15 protein-coding genes are annotated in these 18127 nt (G+C 41.7%); 8 read left to right on the top strand and 7 right to left on the bottom strand.

The window, feature by feature from the left end; genetic code table 11:
- Positions 1-7: 7 nt before the first annotated feature.
- On the bottom strand, positions 8-1909 hold the full coding sequence (locus K2W90_00335) for a hypothetical protein (protein ID MBY0352793.1): 1902 nt from the start codon (positions 1907-1909) through the stop codon (positions 8-10).
- Positions 1910-1999: 90 nt separating this feature from the next.
- Positions 2000-7423 carry a hypothetical protein gene (locus K2W90_00330; protein ID MBY0352792.1) on the bottom strand — a complete coding sequence of 1808 codons (5424 nt, stop codon included), beginning with the start codon at positions 7421-7423 and terminating at the stop codon, positions 2000-2002.
- Positions 7424-7914: 491 nt separating this feature from the next.
- Here K2W90_00330 and K2W90_00325 point away from each other — a divergent pair, with 491 nt between their 5' ends.
- From K2W90_00325 to K2W90_00315, 3 genes are read left to right on the top strand one after another with little or no spacing between them, the layout of a single operon-like run.
- Positions 7915-9132 carry a DegT/DnrJ/EryC1/StrS family aminotransferase gene (locus K2W90_00325; GenBank protein MBY0352791.1) on the top strand — a complete coding sequence of 406 codons (1218 nt, stop codon included), beginning with the start codon at positions 7915-7917 and terminating at the stop codon, positions 9130-9132.
- Positions 9122-9745 carry a dTMP kinase gene (tmk, locus tag K2W90_00320; GenBank protein MBY0352790.1) on the top strand — a complete coding sequence of 208 codons (624 nt, stop codon included), beginning with the start codon at positions 9122-9124 and terminating at the stop codon, positions 9743-9745. The genes K2W90_00325 and tmk overlap by 11 nt, the downstream gene beginning before the upstream one ends.
- Complete coding sequence (locus tag K2W90_00315) at positions 9745-10479, top strand: hypothetical protein (GenBank protein MBY0352789.1); 735 nt, start codon at positions 9745-9747, stop codon at positions 10477-10479. The genes tmk and K2W90_00315 overlap by 1 nt, the downstream gene beginning before the upstream one ends.
- A gap of 837 nt (positions 10480-11316) precedes the next feature.
- Here K2W90_00315 and K2W90_00310 read toward each other — a convergent pair.
- Both K2W90_00310 and uppS read right to left on the bottom strand, forming a co-directional pair.
- On the bottom strand, positions 11317-12306 hold the full coding sequence (locus K2W90_00310; protein MBY0352788.1) for an NAD(P)-dependent glycerol-3-phosphate dehydrogenase: 990 nt from the start codon (positions 12304-12306) through the stop codon (positions 11317-11319).
- Between the two features lie 3 nt (positions 12307-12309).
- A complete protein-coding gene (gene uppS / locus K2W90_00305) occupies positions 12310-12993 on the bottom strand; it encodes a di-trans,poly-cis-decaprenylcistransferase (protein MBY0352787.1) in 684 nt (227 codons plus the stop codon).
- Between the two features lie 315 nt (positions 12994-13308).
- Between uppS and K2W90_00300 the strand changes: the two genes are divergently transcribed.
- From K2W90_00300 to K2W90_00280, 5 genes are all read left to right on the top strand, one after another.
- Positions 13309-13983: an HAD family phosphatase gene (locus K2W90_00300; GenBank protein ID MBY0352786.1), complete on the top strand. Its 675-nt coding sequence runs from the start codon at positions 13309-13311 to the stop codon at positions 13981-13983.
- Between the two features lie 110 nt (positions 13984-14093).
- The gene (locus K2W90_00295; GenBank protein MBY0352785.1) at positions 14094-14771 is read left to right on the top strand and encodes an HAD family phosphatase; all 678 of its coding nucleotides are present in this window, start codon (positions 14094-14096) and stop codon (positions 14769-14771) included.
- Between the two features lie 10 nt (positions 14772-14781).
- Positions 14782-15459 carry an HAD family phosphatase gene (locus tag K2W90_00290; GenBank protein MBY0352784.1) on the top strand — a complete coding sequence of 226 codons (678 nt, stop codon included), beginning with the start codon at positions 14782-14784 and terminating at the stop codon, positions 15457-15459.
- Between the two features lie 8 nt (positions 15460-15467).
- Positions 15468-16058 (top strand): hypothetical protein, encoded by a 591-nt coding sequence (locus K2W90_00285; GenBank protein MBY0352783.1) that lies wholly within the window; start codon positions 15468-15470, stop codon positions 16056-16058.
- A 7-nt stretch (positions 16059-16065) separates the two neighbouring features.
- The gene (locus K2W90_00280; protein ID MBY0352782.1) at positions 16066-16548 is read left to right on the top strand and encodes a hypothetical protein; all 483 of its coding nucleotides are present in this window, start codon (positions 16066-16068) and stop codon (positions 16546-16548) included.
- Here the strand turns inward: K2W90_00280 and K2W90_00275 are convergent.
- Genes K2W90_00275 through lspA form a run of 3 tightly spaced genes read right to left on the bottom strand, consistent with a single transcriptional unit; the run spans position 16517 to position 18118 of the window.
- Positions 16517-17173 (bottom strand): hypothetical protein, encoded by a 657-nt coding sequence (locus tag K2W90_00275; protein ID MBY0352781.1) that lies wholly within the window; start codon positions 17171-17173, stop codon positions 16517-16519. The two genes, K2W90_00280 and K2W90_00275, sit on opposite strands and share 32 nt — an antisense overlap.
- A 2-nt stretch (positions 17174-17175) precedes the next feature.
- Positions 17176-17664, bottom strand: coding sequence for a phosphatidylglycerophosphatase A (locus K2W90_00270; protein ID MBY0352780.1), 489 nt, complete (start codon positions 17662-17664; stop codon positions 17176-17178).
- Positions 17642-18118 (bottom strand): signal peptidase II, encoded by a 477-nt coding sequence (gene lspA, locus K2W90_00265; protein ID MBY0352779.1) that lies wholly within the window; start codon positions 18116-18118, stop codon positions 17642-17644. Before lspA ends, K2W90_00270 begins: the two co-directional genes overlap by 23 nt.
- Positions 18119-18127: the final 9 nt, after the last annotated feature.

The raw sequence follows: 18127 nt of genomic DNA, 5'->3' as shown, positions 1-18127 counted from the left end.
ACTAAACTTAGAATCTGATTTGGAAACCACCGTAGGTATCAGATTCACGTGGGATGTTTTTACCCGCAAATGAGTAAGCACTACCAACGTAGAGATGCAAGTAGCGGTGTGCATGCCAGCTGCTTTCTAAACGAACGCGATGTGAAATGCGTTCAGTGTCTTTTTCTGCAACTTTGCTGTCAAGATTCATTTCGTAGTCAGCAAACTTGGTACCAGGAACGCCAGAACCAACTTCTACAGGAGCACCTGCGGCAGTTGCCCAGACTTTACCAAGCCAACTTGCAGCAGTCTTTTTCTTAAAGTTAATGTTGTCTTCAGTTTTGTAATAAAACTCATAGCCAACCGTTGTTGCAAGTTTGCGGGTCTTGCGATGGAAGAAGGTACCATCAAGGTTGAAGCGGAAGTAACCATAATCAATTTCTGCATCAACGCCTGGACCAAAGTTTTTGACGGTGGCGCCTTTGAACGTTGCAGAAATGTTTTCAGTTGCTTCAAGAACAAAGTTGTACGAGATGTCTGACTTCAAGTTCAACCAATCAAGAGCAGCCCAAGCAGCCATGGCAGCAAATTTAATTTCAACGTGATTGTCATTACCAAGTCGTGCAGAGTATGGATTGTTAGCAACACCATCGTTGTCACCGTCGGTTGGCAAACGCACACCAAGGCAGAGTTCTACACGCCAGTCATCATTGAAGGTGTGTTCATAGAAAAAGTCGATATCAGCATTGCCAATACCAGCACGTTGATTTGTTTTGAGTAAATAGTCGGTGTTGTTGGTTAACCAATTGAAAATATTGGTATCATACTGCTGCAAAAGGCCATCAATAAAATCAACTTCTGCTCGAGAACCAATCCCTTCAGTGGACGGAGCCGCTGCAGGAGCAACTTTACTATTAAATACCTGCGTTGCCCACAACGTATTAAATTTCGGATCATTGAAAAGATTTGAATAATCAGTTCCCGCTTGAAATGCATAACCATTGTCATTTAAAGCGCCAAGAGCGTTCGGCAATGCTTGAAGTGCTTGAGCGTTAGTACTAACATCAGCACCCAAACGAATCGTTCCTGCTTGGTCTGCAAACAATCCATTAGGATTAGCGTTATCAGTAGTTACACCAGTTGGACGGTTGCGAGGAGGCAACCCGCCTGGATTGCTCGTAATAATAGCAAACGGTATATCGGTACCTACATAATTAGCCGCATTTACATTGTTATAAGCTGAAGCACCCATTTCTGCAGGAGCTAGCGCAGTACCAAGTCTCAGATAACGAACAACTTGATTCAAATTGTTTATGTATTTCAAGCTATAAAGCAACGCAAGTTTGTAGCGAGATATTGGGCTAAATACCTTTGCTGTAGGCATGGAATCTGTAATTGAAACTGCATCGCCTTTAACTATACACTCTTGCAACTGATTAGCACCTGGGCTTTGCTCAGCTTCGTCATCACGCTCAAGACGCACGGTTCTAAATGGCACGCTTGCACGAATACCAATGCGACCTTTGTTTTGCCACACGGGATATTCAAAACGCCCACCAACGGTTAAACCACGTTCTGAATACGTAACGCATGGACGAATTTTTGCCGCTGAAAGAAATGGATTTGAGTTCTCAAAGAAATATTTATTTTCAATACCTGCTTCAAAAGAATCGCTGATGGTAAACTCTGATTTACCAAAGATCATTTTTGCAATTGATTCGGTATCAAAACTGTGCTTGGTAAATGCTTTTTCTGCATTTCTAAAATGTCCTAACGACCAGGTATGCAAAGACCATTTATCTTTTTTAAGATCAAAATCATAACGCAACGGACCGCGATCCGTAATCAAAGGACTACGATAATCTGACGCCACTGCCGTGCACGAAAATGCACATGCAGTTAACACCAGAACTTTTAACATCTTCTTCATCATGCTCTTTCCTTACTTTTCACGTGCAACTTTTCCTTCCGCACTTTTGGTAAGCGAGGGGAGAGACAATCTCCCCTCGCCTTTTTTCACTTATAACGTGCTTTCAAGGATACCAAATACTGTTGGATCAACAGCACCGTCATTTCGGCCAATTAAAGTACCATTTTCAAGCCCTTGAGCAGACGTACCACGTGCAATAGTTGGATTTTCAACACGCACAATGCGATCAACATCAGTTGCGTACACGGTATTTACTACGCCATGATTAATGTAAGCTGCAATGTTGTCCAGCAACTCACCACAGAAAGCAACTTTCTTACGTGGCTGATCTACAAAAGGAAGAATGGACATAAAGCTAAAGAACTCGTCGTGTGAGCTTGTTGTTAGTTGGCGACCAGCAGTACCGTAAGGAACTGAACCTGGCAGATCATCACGGTCAATCATCAACGGTGCTGAAGGAAGCAATGAGTACAACTCACCGTTTGGCAACAAGCCAGCATAATCCCAAATGTTAACGCGAATCATGTCGTCGGTATTTGGCATGAACATCACGTTACCACCACCACGAACATTAACATAGTTTTGGCCGTTAACCTTTACTGTCCAATCAAACACTGCTGGGCCAAAGGCCATTAATGATGCTTCAGAGTCTGAACCATCAGCAATTTGGCAGTGATCAATGAAACCCTTGAACAGATCAATAACAACGTGACCAACTTCTGTCAGACGTTGTACCTTCCAAGCACCTGATGTGTCTGGTGTGAAAACTGGATGATTATCATCATCAAGAATTGCCACACCATCGCCATCAAGAACTGGGTTGTTTGCTTTTGTCGCATTACCGTTGATAAGGCCTGGTTGGTCAATAACCCCAGCGCCAATACCAAAGAAGCCACCACGACCAATAAACAAGCCTGCGTTTTCGCCAAGTGTTCTGAAGGTAAAGTTAATGTTACCACCAGTTACCACCGCAGGGTTACCAACTTCAAATGCACCGCCCGAAACATCTGGCGTACCAATGTGCAAGTTAGACTGACGGTTCAAGCTGATGGTGATATCAGTAAATGGTGATGTTTCATCAGATTGTACCCCAACCAATGCATTGTTGTTAACCAAGATTTGGCCGTCTTTGTTGCCCCAAATTTGGCCAACACCAACAATCTTAGTACGATCTGCTTGCGCAGCATCTGAAGTGCCGTAGCAACGTACAACGTTTTGTGGTTCAATTGGTCCTTCAAAAATCAATTGTGATTGATCGTTAAAGTACAATGCAACACCGCCTGTTGGATTTGATGGGAAGCGAATTACTGAACCTGGTTCCATGACCAAGCGTACTTGACCACCAAAAGCGATTTCTTGCATGAACTCTGACTGACCAAAGCTTGAAAGATCAAGCTCGCCACCAGCCAACACACGAATTTCGCGTGGAAGGTCTGAGTAGAAGGTTAAGCGATTGCCAACTACTGAACTAAATTGAGTAGAAGCAATAAGCGCTTGACGATCTTCGATAACCAAGTCAGCGTTCAAGTCTACAATACCATCGCCAAGTGGCACAATTTGAACATGGTCTTTACCAAGTATCTTCCATGAATTACCACCGGAATGACTGTTGATTTCACGCGTGCCAAGACCAATGCGTCCGCCATTATCTAGGAACAGAATGCCATGATCGCCAGCACCCACCACGTCATCAAATGGATTATCTTCTGTTAATGGTACTGAAACAAACTCACGCACACGACCTGAAACTGGATTAATAGCATCGCCGGTTACCAGCAAGTAGAATGGGTTGGACTGGGTTGCACCAGCAACACGAAGTTGCCTGATATCTTCACCAGCACCAACAAACAACAAGCTGTCTGGGCGGTCGATAGCAAAGTCGATGATTTCAGTTAAACGAGTAACTGGACGACGACGAACTGAAGCAAAGCGTTTTGCAAGCGGTGAACGATGAATGTCATCGAACAAATGATTATCGCCTTCAATATTGTTCCAGTTAATCACTACGTCTTCAGCACCTGAGCGGTCATAACGAACACGACCAAGATCTTGGTTAAAGAAACCACCAAGTCTGACCAAGCCATCAGTTTCGCCAGAGCGTTCGCCAAACATGGCTGCGGTAAAGCCCCATGGTTGTACTGCTGCATGTGGCAAGAACGTTGATTGATCATGAGGAAGGTCTACACGGCCTGAAAAATCAGTTACGCGTGCCGTACCTGCCAAGTCCCAGTCATTCCACACACGTTGTGCAACAACGGTATCAATAACCACTTCTGGCGGTATTGAACCTGGGTCTGTTGGGCTTGCAACTGTTAAGCGACCGCCATGGTTTGCATACACAGTTCCCTTGTTGTTAAAGCGCGTTATTGGTCCGCGTGCTGCAACTGGTGTTCCCAATGCATCAAAACCACCAAAGGTTATGAAATGGCCGTCTACGGTAACCGTTGCAGGAGGCAAAATCAGCGCATCAAGATCAAACAAATCGTCTGGGTTTGAACTTAATGCTTCTTGTGGAATATCGCCATACGCCGTGTTTGCAAATGGAAATGAACCCAAGCTACTGTCGCCCTGAATTGTTGGCCAACCAAGAGCCATGTTACAGGTTCCAAGATCTGGGCATGAATGCAAGAACAAGTGGTGTGCACGTTGTTCTGTGTAGTCGTCTGGATTTACTGAAGCAGGGAATTGGTCACCATTTTGCAATGAAAGATTAAGTGTTGCTGGAGAACCATCTCCTGGTAAACCATTGATCTTGAATACGTTGGTATAAGCAGATTCAGTAACCAAGTTTGATGAACCATCGCACATCAAGTTGTTATGCGTACCCATCATGAACAAGCGGCCATGACCAAGGAAGAAGGTATCGTTAATATCGCCATGATCAAAGAATCTAACAATCGAGTTGTTGCTGCCATTGGTATCTGGTGTCTTTGGCAAATCTTGAACAACAAAACGAATACCAGATCCGTTAAGCGACTCTTCAAGATTCAGAATGTTATTGTAGAATCTCATTTCTGGCCAACGATAACGATCTGGATCGGTACCATCAAACACAAAGATTGTGTTGGCAAAGAACAAGCGTTCACCACCTGTCCATGCTGGATCAGACGAGCTTGGCAAGCCATCAACACACTTTGTTACGTCATTATGTTGAATGGTTGACCAGTAGAACGATGCGTGATTGTTTTGGAAAATTGCTGGCGAGTTGTAGCGGCTATATGCATTGTTTCTAACCAACGGACGCGTATCTACTTCGTGTCCTGTGTAGTCAAACGTAATAGTTGGCATATGCACAACACCAGCGTTTTCAACCGTTGAAGCATAATCACGAGGAAGGCTGGTTGTAGGATCTACTAATGTTGTATTAGGAACTGAAAGCACCTTCAAAAGACCTTCGCCTTCAACAACATGCTCACCTTCACCGCCAAGACTGCTATGATCGCCAGCGGCCAATTTTTTGCCATCGTACAACACACTGTTGTCAACAATCAATGCGGCATCCCAATCGAACGCTGGGTTGTCGCATACCAATGCGCGAGGCGATGAAACAAAGAAGCCTTCTTCTGGCACTTCCTCTTCTTCTTCACCAAATCTTACTAATTTTGACCACAAGCCAAAAATATAGCCGTAGGTTGAAGATGCAGAACAACGGAAATGAGTAGAACCATTACCACGTAGTTTTATTTGCGCTGTCACAACGTTTTCTGGTCCTCGATCAAAAGGATTAGCCGCGGTAAATTGGCTAATTTGATCTGAAAAGAGCGTCGTGTCTATGCCATCAACAATAAATGCTGCTGGGTTCTTTTTCTTAATAACATCCCCACCATAATCTGCTCGTGCAAGAATGTCTGGTTGATTGGTGCTCCCTGCAACATAGTCAAAGAAGTTGTTGTGATACACATCAAGCAAACCATTCACGCCCAAGATAAATCCGGTACGAGAATTTCTGAAGTAAGCATCAAAGGCAACACCAAACGAAGCTGCCCAGTCATGACCAAGCGCTGGTGCTATAGCTTCTTCTTCACCTCCACCAAGGGTTGCTCTGAGCATTTTTTTAGCTTGTCGATGTCTCATCGTCGATTGTCTATCGCGCTTTACCTTGCCACGTTTAGTAGTACGACGAAGCAGAAATTCTTCAGCTGGAATACCACCATTGAAGAAATCATAATAAGGATCTGACATGCGCTTTGAAACTGATTGGGTATCATTAATAACCAACAAGCCTCGGCGATCTGCCGGTGCTGGATCATAAGGAACTTCGGTATCTCTATTTTGGTAAGCGAGATCATCGCATACTTTGAAAATAGCCTGTGCACCAGCTGGCACCGAATAGTTTAACGTGGTACGAATTTGCGCAGGTTCATAACCATCAACACGATGTCCTGCAATAATTACCGAACCATCATTAAAAGGAAAAACATATTGTCTTTGGTAAAATTCTGGATCCGTTGGCGCAAAAAGGCCTGATTCAAATCCAAAAGTATAGGCACCCATAACCAACAAGATCATGCGGCCTGTACCAAGATTAGACGGGTCAAATGCCACTGAACCAAAACCACCGTTTTCAGGAACTTCAGTGTAATTAAGGCCTGATTGGTCAACGGAAACATAACTCAAAATAGAGTTTGGACCAACCATTACTAAACAACGCCATTCATGTTCTAAAAGTTGTTTACGTTGAAACAGAACTTTGCATTTACCATTATTAATATCGTCTTGTGTTTGGTCCATGGTAATAAATACTTTGGTACCACCACCATTATTGCTAAATCCAGTAAACGCATAATCATTCAAAACATCAACCGGATTAGTAGCGTCGATATCACCAGTAAATTTAATTGCTACGCCGTTTGCCATTCTAAAGGTAGTTTGACCACGACCACGAAAGGTAACCCACAAATCTAACCCTACTTGTGTTACTTCTTCTTCGCCACCACGTTGGCTTGAACGAAGTACTGTCCCACCTGGCGTAATACCTCTAAATTCAAGGTTATGATCAACGTTAACCGTCAAGGTTTTACCTTCAGCAACTTCAAATTGAATTTGTGAATAACCAAGACCTTCGTTTTCTGGTGCACCATCAGGATTGGTGTACGGAATAAAAGTTACCGGAGAACAAATGTTAACCGTACCATCAACAGTCAATGCTTTAATAGTTACGTCACCGTCAACTTTCAAAGCAACTGGATCGCCGGTTCCATTTAATAAACCAACTATGTTCAAGGTTGAGTCACCACCAGTTGCTTCCCATGATGTGTTAAATTCTGTTGGAACTACAAAACCTGGATCTATAGTTTTTAATTCTTTTGACTTTTTCTTTGTTGCAGCTTCTGGAGAGCGCATTATTGGGGTATAAATACGATCACCCCCGTCATATACCGCTCCCGTTGTAGCAAAACCATTTGCATCAATACCATCCCCAACTGGCAACCAGTAGAATGCCTTTACTCCTTGGAAAGGCAAACTGAATAATGCTGCTGCAAGAAGCAGGATCCTCAGTCTTTTACGAGCCATTGTTTTCTCCCCTTTTAGGACAAACGACAAAACACCACACAATTTTATTGTTACGATTACACATTAATGAGTAACCCTCCTTCACCTTTTAAAATTTTTATCATCAACGACAATCCCTTCGAATAAGGGAACTCATTAAAAATAACCACAGGCGTTTTGCTTGATGAAGAAACAATGGAATAAACGAATGTTTAGCATGCGAGAGAATAAAGATACATCTCTCTCCTTGTTCACGGTATCTCCTTTACTCGTAACTGATGACCATCGATCATCAATATGGTTTATCATTAACTTTTGTTTTTTAAATGTCAAGGGTCAAGCTCCAGCCGCCAACCACCTATAAAAAAATTGTTTTTAACACACTAAATTTTGGTTCGGCAAACTTTTGCTCTATACTCTTGGCGGTAGTCCCAAAAAAGTAGTGTCCTTATTGTAGTCGATGAGGTAACTCAAAAGTAAAGCTTTTTAAAAAAAAATATTCGGAGTACAGCATGCAACAAATTAATGTGCCCTTTTTCTCACTACAAAAACAAACAGAAAAACTGACCCAGAAGATGGTTGAGAGCTTTAACCACATTCTTAAAACCCAACAATTTATTGGCGGCCCTTTGGTACAAGAATTTGAAAAAAAACTTGCTCACTTTTTAGGCAATAACACGCACGTTATTTCTTGCAACTCCGGAACCGACGGACTATGGTTGGCACTCAAGGCTCTCGATGTACAACCAAAGTCAATTGTTCTTACAACACCTTTTTCTTTCATTGCTTCAAGCAGCGAAATCTTAGCTCTAGAAGCCTACCCGGTCATGATCGACATTGAGCCAGACACGTTTAATATCAGCCCTGCACTTATTCAAGCGTGGCTTAAAGAACATGCAACCATGGAAAAAGGCCGCGCAGTACACACCGCTACAGGCATGCCGGTTGCTGGCATGGTAATTGTAGATCTATTTGGTCAATGCGCCGACTATCAAGCAATTAAAAAAATTGCTCAAGATTGGAACTTGTGGATTATTGAAGATGCCTGCCAAGCAATTGGTGCACACACCAACAACCAACAAGCCGGCACTTTTGGTGACATTGGCGTACTCTCATTTTATCCAACCAAAAACTTGGGTGCTTTTGGTGATGCAGGCTGCTGCATTACCAGCAATCAAGATTTGGCAATGCGCTTAACAAAACTTAAGAATCACGGCCGCGCTTCTCATTATGCTTATGAAGAGTTTGGTATTAACAGCCGCCTAGACACTATTCAAGCATCAGTTCTTTCAATAAAACTTGATGAACTGAACAGCTACAACCAACGCCGTCGCGAAATTGCTGCGTTCTACAACCAAGCACTGGCAAACGTACCATTCTTACAACTACCACAAGAACACGTTGGGCATCATGTGTACCATCAATATTGTGTTGTACTAAAGAACAAACAAGAGCGCGCCGCGTTCATGCAACATTTAGCAACTAACGGTGTTGGCAGCAACATTTATTATCCACAAGCACTGACTCAAATTGCATTCCTCAATACGCGCTTAGATTTAATTAATGTTTGCCCGGTAGCTGAACATGCCTCACAAGCAATTGTTGCTTTGCCAATTTGGCCAGAGCTTGAACAAAACGAACTGAACCATGTGGTTGATGTGATAAAAAATTTTCAATCACTTATGCTTGTTAACCCAACACAACCAACGGTAGAAGCCCATGCCGCGTGATGGTTATTTTATAATTATTGAAGGTATTGATGGCTGCGGCAAATCTACACTTGCCCGCCACCTTGCTCATCAAATTGAACAGCTCAATAAAGCCGTCCTGCTTACTAAAGAGCCGGGCGGCTCTCCGCTAGGCAAAAGCCTGCGCAGCATTTTGCAAACGCAAGAAGAGCCACTCTGTCCGGCAGCAGAGTTTTTGCTTTTTGCAGCCGATCGCGCGCAACACTTTGAACACGTCATTATTCCAGCTCTTAACAAGGGAACGGTTGTTATTTCTGACCGCGGGGCCGACTCATCGCTGGCCTACCAAGGTTATGGCTACAATCTTGACCGCTCCATGATTACCAGCGTTAACCAGTGGGTTATGCAGGGAATTGAACCCGATTTAGTCTTGTACGTTAAACTTGACGTGGCAACAGCCAAAGCCCGCCTGGCCAAACGTAACCTCGGCTTAACCTCTTTTGAAAAACGTGATACGCTGTTCTGGCAACAAACCGCCCTCGGGTTTGATGCTATTTTTGCCACACGGACCAATGTGGTTACGCTGGATGGCGCTCTTGACGAAGATAAACTCTTCGCACAAGCATGGCAGGAACTTGAAAAAAGACTGAGATAATGACAACAATTCCTACACAACTTTTTGTTGGCACAAGCGACGATACAATCGCTTATGCCGAACATTATGTGCAAAAAATATTCTGTGCACAAGCACAAACTGGCGATTGTTTTTGCACCAGCTGCCGGCAAGTAAAAAATCGCCAACATTTTGGCATGATCTGGATTTGCCCAGAAAATGACTATACTATCAGCGATATTGAAATTATTTTTGAAAAGACCGCGTTTGGGCTAGATACCAATGAATCATTTTACTTTGTTCTTGAACATGCCCATACACTCAATCTGGCAGCAGCCAATAAGCTCTTAAAGGTTCTTGAAGAACCACCACAGGGCTATCACTTTATTTTGCTCACGAGCAATGAGCATGCACTGTTGCCCACCATTCTTTCACGTTGTCATGTTGTCCGCTTGCAACAAAGTTCTGCTGTTACCATGATGCCGGCACTCTTCAGCTTTTTTTGCGATGACAAAAAACGCGAGCTACCACTTGAGTTTGAACAAGAGCTTCGTAAAGCAAAACTTAACGACAGTACCACAACGCAGATCGTCAATGACATGCTGCATTATTTTTCTCAAAAATTAATTGCATCATACACAGCACACGAACAATCTGAAAAACAATATCTTGAAGCGGTTATTGAATTTTTAAAAGAAAAACTACAAAAGCCACCACAGTCAGGCAGCTCATTGCTTTTTCTTAAAAATCTTTATCTCCACTTTCCACGACCATGAAGTCTGCGGTTAAATCATATTTACTCAATTATCTCTACGTGCAGCTAGTAATCACGCTGGTTAGTCTCCCTATTTTGATTAGCTGGGGCTTGTCGCTTTCGTTTTTATCATTACTGGGCAACCTCATTTTTACGCCCGTTCTTATGCTCTTTATTATGTTGAGTACCATATTTTTTTTCAGCCAATTGGTCGGCATTCCCAACGAATGGTCTGCATTTTTGCTTACTCAACTTACCCACGCCTGGGATTCCGTTTTACATTTTTCACATGAATCATGGCAAATAAGTTTTGTACACCCTGGGACCTGGTTTTTGATAAGCATTCCGTGCATTACCTGGGTAGTGGTTACCAGCCCGCTCATTAAATCGCTGCAAAAACGCATCGCAATACTGAGTATTTTACTGCTCTCAATTTGTACCGGCTTGTGGATCTACCAACACATCAAAACTAAAAATATTGATGTGGTTAGTCAGGTTTCAGAAAAATTTTCGATCAATGTTAACGCTGATGGGCAACTGACATTTATTGATGATGGCTACTTTAACAGCAAACAATCACCTGAAAAAGTTGTTGAGTTTGAGCTCCGGCCGTACATGGCCAAACACTTTGGCACGCCGACCATTAAAGAATTAATTCTACTCCGACCAGGCATACGCAGCTTTACCAGTGCTACAACTTTTTGTCAGTACTTTAACGTCAAAAAAGTTACATTCCCTTATTTCGAAAAACCACTCAGCAAGCCTGGTTGGCGTGCTTTTTTTGGGCTAAAAAGATTAATAGACGCAAAAAATATTATGCTTGCGCGAACAGGAACATGGCAAAAAAATGATAAAAAAATTACAGCTGCTGGTGAGAGCGCAACGAAGAAAACAAATCTTCAAAAAGCGCTGTCTCAAAAAGATATGAGTAAACCCAACCAAAAAGTGGCAACGTCAACGACTCACGCACCAAAAGCTGATTAATAGTTTGCGCGGTATTAATACCTTCTGGCAATGTTTGAAAATCTTTTTGCAACGCTTCAAGTGAACGATTTTTTCCTAACATAGTACCGGCACGTAAATTTTTGCTCAATGAGCCAAAGCAAGTCAGCATGATATCTCCAAGCCCAGAAAGCCCGTACACCGTTTCAGCGTTACCGCCGCAATGTGTAATCAAGCGACTCACCTCGTCCAAACCAACCGTCAACAAGTAGGCCGTGGTATTTGCAGCACATCCGTGACCCTGCGCAATGCCTACCGCAAGCGCCAAAACATTTTTCATGCTCCCGCCAAGTTGCACACCAACAGTATCGGTTGTTGCATACGGCTTAAAAAAATTATTGGCCACCATACTTTCAAGTTCTTTCAACATCGCACTATCGCTACATGCCAGCGCTGCTGCACTCATGTTTTGCGCCACCAGCTCTTGTGCAAACGTAGGACCACTCAATACTGCAACAGAATTTTTCTTGCCACAAACATCTTGAATAATCTCACTTGGTAGCAACAACGTATCGCGCTCTATACCCTTGCTCAACACTACCCAGCGTGCATTATCATGCACATGGTCATTGGCGCGCTCAAGCGTTTGACGTAAAAAAGCAACTGGTATCGCCTCAAAAATCCAATCGTTGGCAGCAACTGCCTGTGTCAGATCTGTAGTCACACGAATGTTGTTGTGCAAAGAAAAACCAGGCAAATAGGTCTGATTAATTTTTGTTGTTTCAATAGAACGAGCAACTTCAGGTTCTAACGCCCACAACAAAACATTGTAGCCATTAGTTGCCAACAACTGAGCAATTGCCGTGCCCCACGCTCCTGCACCTAAAACAGTAATATGCTTGTTCACGCACTATGCTCCAAGATTTCGCTGAATAGTTCCAAATTTGTTTACACACTGTTGCAACACCTCTTCAGTTACTTCGGGCCAAAAACAATCTAAAAACATGTATTCGCTATACGCCGCTTGAAACAACAAAAAGTTGCTTACACGCACCGTATTGCCCGTACGAATAATAAGATCTGGGTCTGGCATGCCAGAGGTCCATAGAGAATTTTTAAGTGAATCGGGTGTAATATCTTCAAGCTTCATCTCACCCGCTTGCACTTTTTTTGCCAACGAACGAGCAGCAAAAACAATCTCTTGCTGAGATCCGTAACAAAAAAGTAAATTTAAAAAGAGCTTGTGACACGATGTTGTCTGCTCTTCAACTTCTTGAATAACCGAAAGAACATCGTTAGGGAAATACGAGCGATCGCCAAGAAATCGTACACAAACCCCCTGCTCAATTAATTCTGGTAATTCCTTTTTAAATTCGAAAAAAAGCTTAAAAAAATAGCTCTGCTCAGCTTGCGATCGAGAAAAATTTTCAAGAGAAAAGGTATAGAGCGATAGATATTTTATACTATTTTTCAAACAAACTTTAATAGCAAAGCGCAGCGTCTCCATGCCTTTGCGATGCCCAAAGACCGATTCTAGCTTATTTTTTGCTGCCCACCTTCTATTCCCATCGGGAATAATCGCAAGATGCTGCATACTTCTCTCCTACGTTCAATCTCTCATACTAAGTTTTTGTATCTTATTGCCCATCCATACTAACCAAAAAAGGATAACTTGCAATATTGAAAATATGCTCAATAACCTAGCAATATCGTAAAAAAGCCTATTTTTAGGCCGAAAATTTGCATTTCTGCTAAAAAACCCATTTTTTAAGGTATTTTCAATTTGACATAAAATTTAATTCGGGTAAACTGGTAATGTTATAAATTCTGTACTTTCTACCTTTGAAATTATTAGAATTAAGCAAAAGAAATCTCACATCTAACTTCAAACAAACGAAAGGAGGCAACGATGGAAGATATCAAACATAAAATCAAAGCAGTCATTTTTGATATGGATGGAACCATTATCAAGACTGAACACATTTGGAAAAAAGTCACCGTCGATGTTCTCAAACACCAAGGGGTAGAAACGCTCTCTGATCAAGATCACGCGTTCCTCGATTCTCTTGCGGGCATGTCACTCAAAAAGGCAGCTCATGAACTAAAAGAAAAGTTCAATCTGCCTGATTCTGCTGAAGATATTTTTGGTCTTAAACTTACCTTGGCCAATACATATTTTCACAAACAACTTGAATTCATTCATGGTTTTGAACAATTTCATACCAAGCTTCAACAATTTATGATTCCTTCTGGACTTGCAACAAACGCACATCCAGATCATCTTAAAACTATTGTTGAAACAATGAACTTTAAGCGCCTGTTTGGTGAAAATATTTATTCGATTGAGCATGTACAAAAACCAAAACCAGATCCAGATCTGTTTTTGCACACGGCAACAATGCTTGGCGCAAAACCAGAAGAATGTATTGTTTTTGAAGACTCAATTCATGGATTTAAAGCTGCGCAAGCCGCTGGTATGAAATGTATTGCACTTAAAAACAGCAACAACAAAAACTTGCTCGATCTTGTTCAAGACGCTATCGAAAGCTATGACCAAGCAGAAGATGCATTAAGAAAGATTTAACTTTCTTAATGCTCCCCCCACCCAAAGCCCTTCTCTTTTCACTCTTTCTAGACATATCTCCCTCAGCATTTATAATCAACTTATAATCTAATCAGAACCAAAGGATTATTATGGTTGAAATCAAAAAAAAAATTAAAGCTATTATTTTTGATATGGACGGCACCATTGTCAGCACCGAGCCATTGTGGCGCAAAGCGGAAGATGATACGTTTGCTCACTACAACATTTCGATAACTACACCTGAACAACGAGCCATTATTCCGTCATTTGGCGGCATGTCATCTTTGCTCGTTGGCCAGCACTTAAAAGAACTTTTTTCCTTAACAGAAAGCTCAGAAGATATTTCTCGTCGTCTAGATTTTTTTGCCATGCACCACTTTGCCAATGGTATGAATTTTATTCACGGCTTTGAAGCATTTCAAAAAAAACTTGCTCTGCACAATATCCCCTCCGGCATTGCTACCAACACTCGTCGAGAGCCTTTTAGCTTCATCATTAATGCAATGAAGCTCAATGATTTTTTTGGCAACCATTTATACTGCGTCGACGACGTACAATACAAACCAAAACCAGACCCTTCACTTTTTCTCTTTGTTGCCCAAAAACTTGGCGCTCGGCCAGAAGAATGCTTAGTTTTTGAAGACAGTATTCATGGTTTTAAAGCGGCACAAGCTGCGGGTATGAAATGTATTGCTATTCAAAACGAAAACAACAAAGATCTGTTACATTACGTTCATGGCGCAATAGCAAGCTATGACCAAGCAGAAGAAATTTTAAAAAATTTATAGGGACGTTATTATGGCAGATATCAAGCAAAAAATTAAAGCAGTCATTTTTGATATGGATGGCACCATTCTACAAACGGAACATTTGTGGCGCCAAGCAACCTACGATATTTTAACACAATACAATGTTCTTAACTTAACACTAGAACAACAAAAAGTACTTGCCGCCGTTGATGGCATGGAGCTGGTAACTCAGGCACGCGTACTTAAAGAAAATTTTAACTTGCCAGGCACACCTGAAGAACTGGCGCATCTTAAAGTTGCCAACGCTATGAGTAATTTTAAAAACAAAGTTAATTTTATTGATGGTTTTGAATCATTCCAAAAAAAACTGGTCCAAAACAATATTCCACACGGCATTGCAACCAACGCACACAAAGGGCCATTTAGTATTATTATTGAAACCATGAAGCTTAATCAATTTTTTGGGCAGCATCTTTATTGCACCGACGATGTACAAAACCGTTCTAAACCAGACCCTGCTCTCTTTCTATTTGTGGCTAAACAACTTGGCGTAAAACCAGAAGAGTGCATTGTGTTTGAAGACACAGTTCAAGGCTTTCAAGCAGCACAAGCTGCCGGAATGAAATGCATCGCTATTGAAAACGAGAACAATAAAGACTTTTTACATTTTGCCAATGGCTCAGTAAAAAGTTACGACCAAGCAGAAGATTTAATCAATAATTTGTAGGAAGCATCGTGAACAAACAACATCAAGATCTTTTGTGGTTCAAACAATGTTTAGAAAAAAAAGAACTGGTAGAACAACTTAAAAAAATTAAGCTCATTATTGCCGACATCGATGGCTCACTCACTGACGGCAATCTGGAATATACTGAAGAAAAAGAAAACTCTCGTCGCTTTTCAACACAAGATGGCTTTGGCATTATTAAAGCAATGAAAGCTGGGATACTTGTCGCTTTTTTAAGCGGCAAAGACCACGGTTCAATTAAAGCACGCGCTCAACTTCTTGGCATTCCTGATGATTTGTTTATTGGCGGCAGAAAAGATAAATTGGTAGTGATTCAACAAATCCAACAAAAGCACGGCCTGAGCGACAATGAAGTTCTTATGTTTGGTGATGACCACTTTGATGCTTTAGTTAAACAACAAAATCCCGCATTTATTTTTGCCGTTCCCAACAACGCTCCTTTTTATTATCATGATTTTGCAAATGTGGTGGTCCCTCGAGAAGGCGGTCACCATGCTTTTAGACTTCTTGTAGACCTTATTTTGTATGTTCAAAAAAAACATTTTGACGCTGAACTAATTACTCAAGCTTTACGCTAGTTTGACTATGCGCATTGTTATTTTTTTAAGCACGGCCGCGTTAATTGTTAGTGGTTTTTTTTTCTTTAACCGCCTACCAACTAAAAAAAAAGAATTTGCCACACAACAAACAAGCATGACAGAAGATATGGTTATTTCTAACATGCACCTACAAGAAGCATATGACACAAACCAAACGGTCTGTATTGCCGCACAAAAAAGTATTCTCACCAAAACTGCCGACACGGTAACCTGTTTAGGCGTTACCTGCACATTGCGTACAAAAAAGACTGATGTTGCTTTTTTGAGTGCCAACCAAGCACTCATCAACCGCACTCAACAACGTTGTTACTTCTCTCATAACATAACAGGCACCATGTGCAATGCTACGCAACAAATAACACTAACCGCTCAGCACGGCACGTTTGATCTAAAAACAAAAGAATTAATGTTAGACGGTAATGTCACAACAGAATTTGTTAAAGAGCACGACACGCAACAACGGCATTAATACCTTCAGGCTTGAGCATGTGCAGCACTTTTGCAGCACTGACCAATGTTGCACCGGTGGTGCACAAATCGTCAACCAACACCAACCGCTTACCGCGCAAATGATCTAAAGTACGCAACCCCAAAAATGTTTTGAGCGTAAACGCGTTCACCACGTTTTCATGACGCAAATCGTGCGTTAATGTTGACTGAAAAGCCGTACGCTTACTGCGAGATAAAGCATTGAGTACCGGAATATTGTAATGCTTGCCCAACACACGAGCAATAACCAACGACTGGTTAAAACCTCGCCGCGCATAACGTGTCCAATGCAATGGCACAGGAATCAAATAATCAGCTTCAAAATAATTTTTAGGAATAGTGGCAATCATAATTTCTGCCAATTGACGGCTTGCCCGCATATCTTGGCTAAACTTACGCACCACCAATTTTTTTACCGGATCAAGATATGCACAACCAGCAGCAACATTCATAGTATGCTTTTTGGTAAGAGCAAGTGGCAATGAAACAACTGGCTTAATCACTGACTCACACTCGTGGCAACACGCCAACGCATGGAGCGACATTACGTTGCCACACGAAAAACAGGTAGCAGGATAAAAAAATGAAAGAAGCGCGTGCAGCATAATTATTGAGACATCCACAAGATAAAACGAAAAAAGAAATTTACGCTCACACCAGCTAAAACATCGCTAGCCACAACACCCAAAAAGCCGGGCAGGCGCTCTAAGTTTTTGTGCACAACTTGATACCACACAATGGGCTGAAAAAAATTGGCAGCATGGAAAAGAATAAAACCAACAATTAAAAATTTTAAATTAAGCGGAATGCCTAAAAAAACAATCATAAAACCAAGCGCACGGTCAAGTACAATGCACGATGGATCTTTGTCGGTTGGGTATTGCAACGCACTCTGTAAAACAACCACAATGGCAGCAAAAAGCGCTATCAAAAAATAAACAAACAATTGTTGGTTAAACCAATACAACGAACGTAAAAAATATAAAAATGGAATAGTGCCCAACATTGCTACTAAATAACCAAAGCGCCAGTTACCAACAACACCAAACGTTGCCGCAGCAAAACAAATCTCTTTAAATTTTACGAGTGTCTTCATAAAAAAAATGCTTTATTAAAATGCCACAAACGCCAATAACTATAAACGAATCTGCACTATTAAAAGTTGGCCAGTGCCACGTACCCAAATGAATATCAATGAAGTCGATAACGGCACCGTGCAACACGCGATCAATTAAATTAGACAGCGCACCCGCAAGCACCATAATTTCGCACTGGCTGTCGTAGTTGTTAAAAAAACGAGCAACAGTATAAATCGCAAAGATCGTGGTTACCAGCGCAATAAATCCGGTTAATAGCCAAAAGCCAATCACTGAAGCTTCGTTAAAAAAACTCCAACTAATACCCCGGTTCCAAGCAAAAGAAAGCGTAAGATTTTGAGTCAACTCAATATCGCGCCCCAGAAGATTTTTAAGGGCCCACCACTTTGAAAGTTGATCAATACTGATTAAAACGGCACACGACGTTAGTAATGACCATATTCGTTTAATCACAATAAAATC

Source organism: Candidatus Babeliales bacterium (assembly GCA_019749895.1).
GTDB lineage: Bacteria > Babelota > Babeliae > Babelales > RVW-14 > AaIE-18.
Note: the sequence above shows the minus strand (reverse complement) of the source record. Positions and strands in the feature narration are given on the sequence as shown.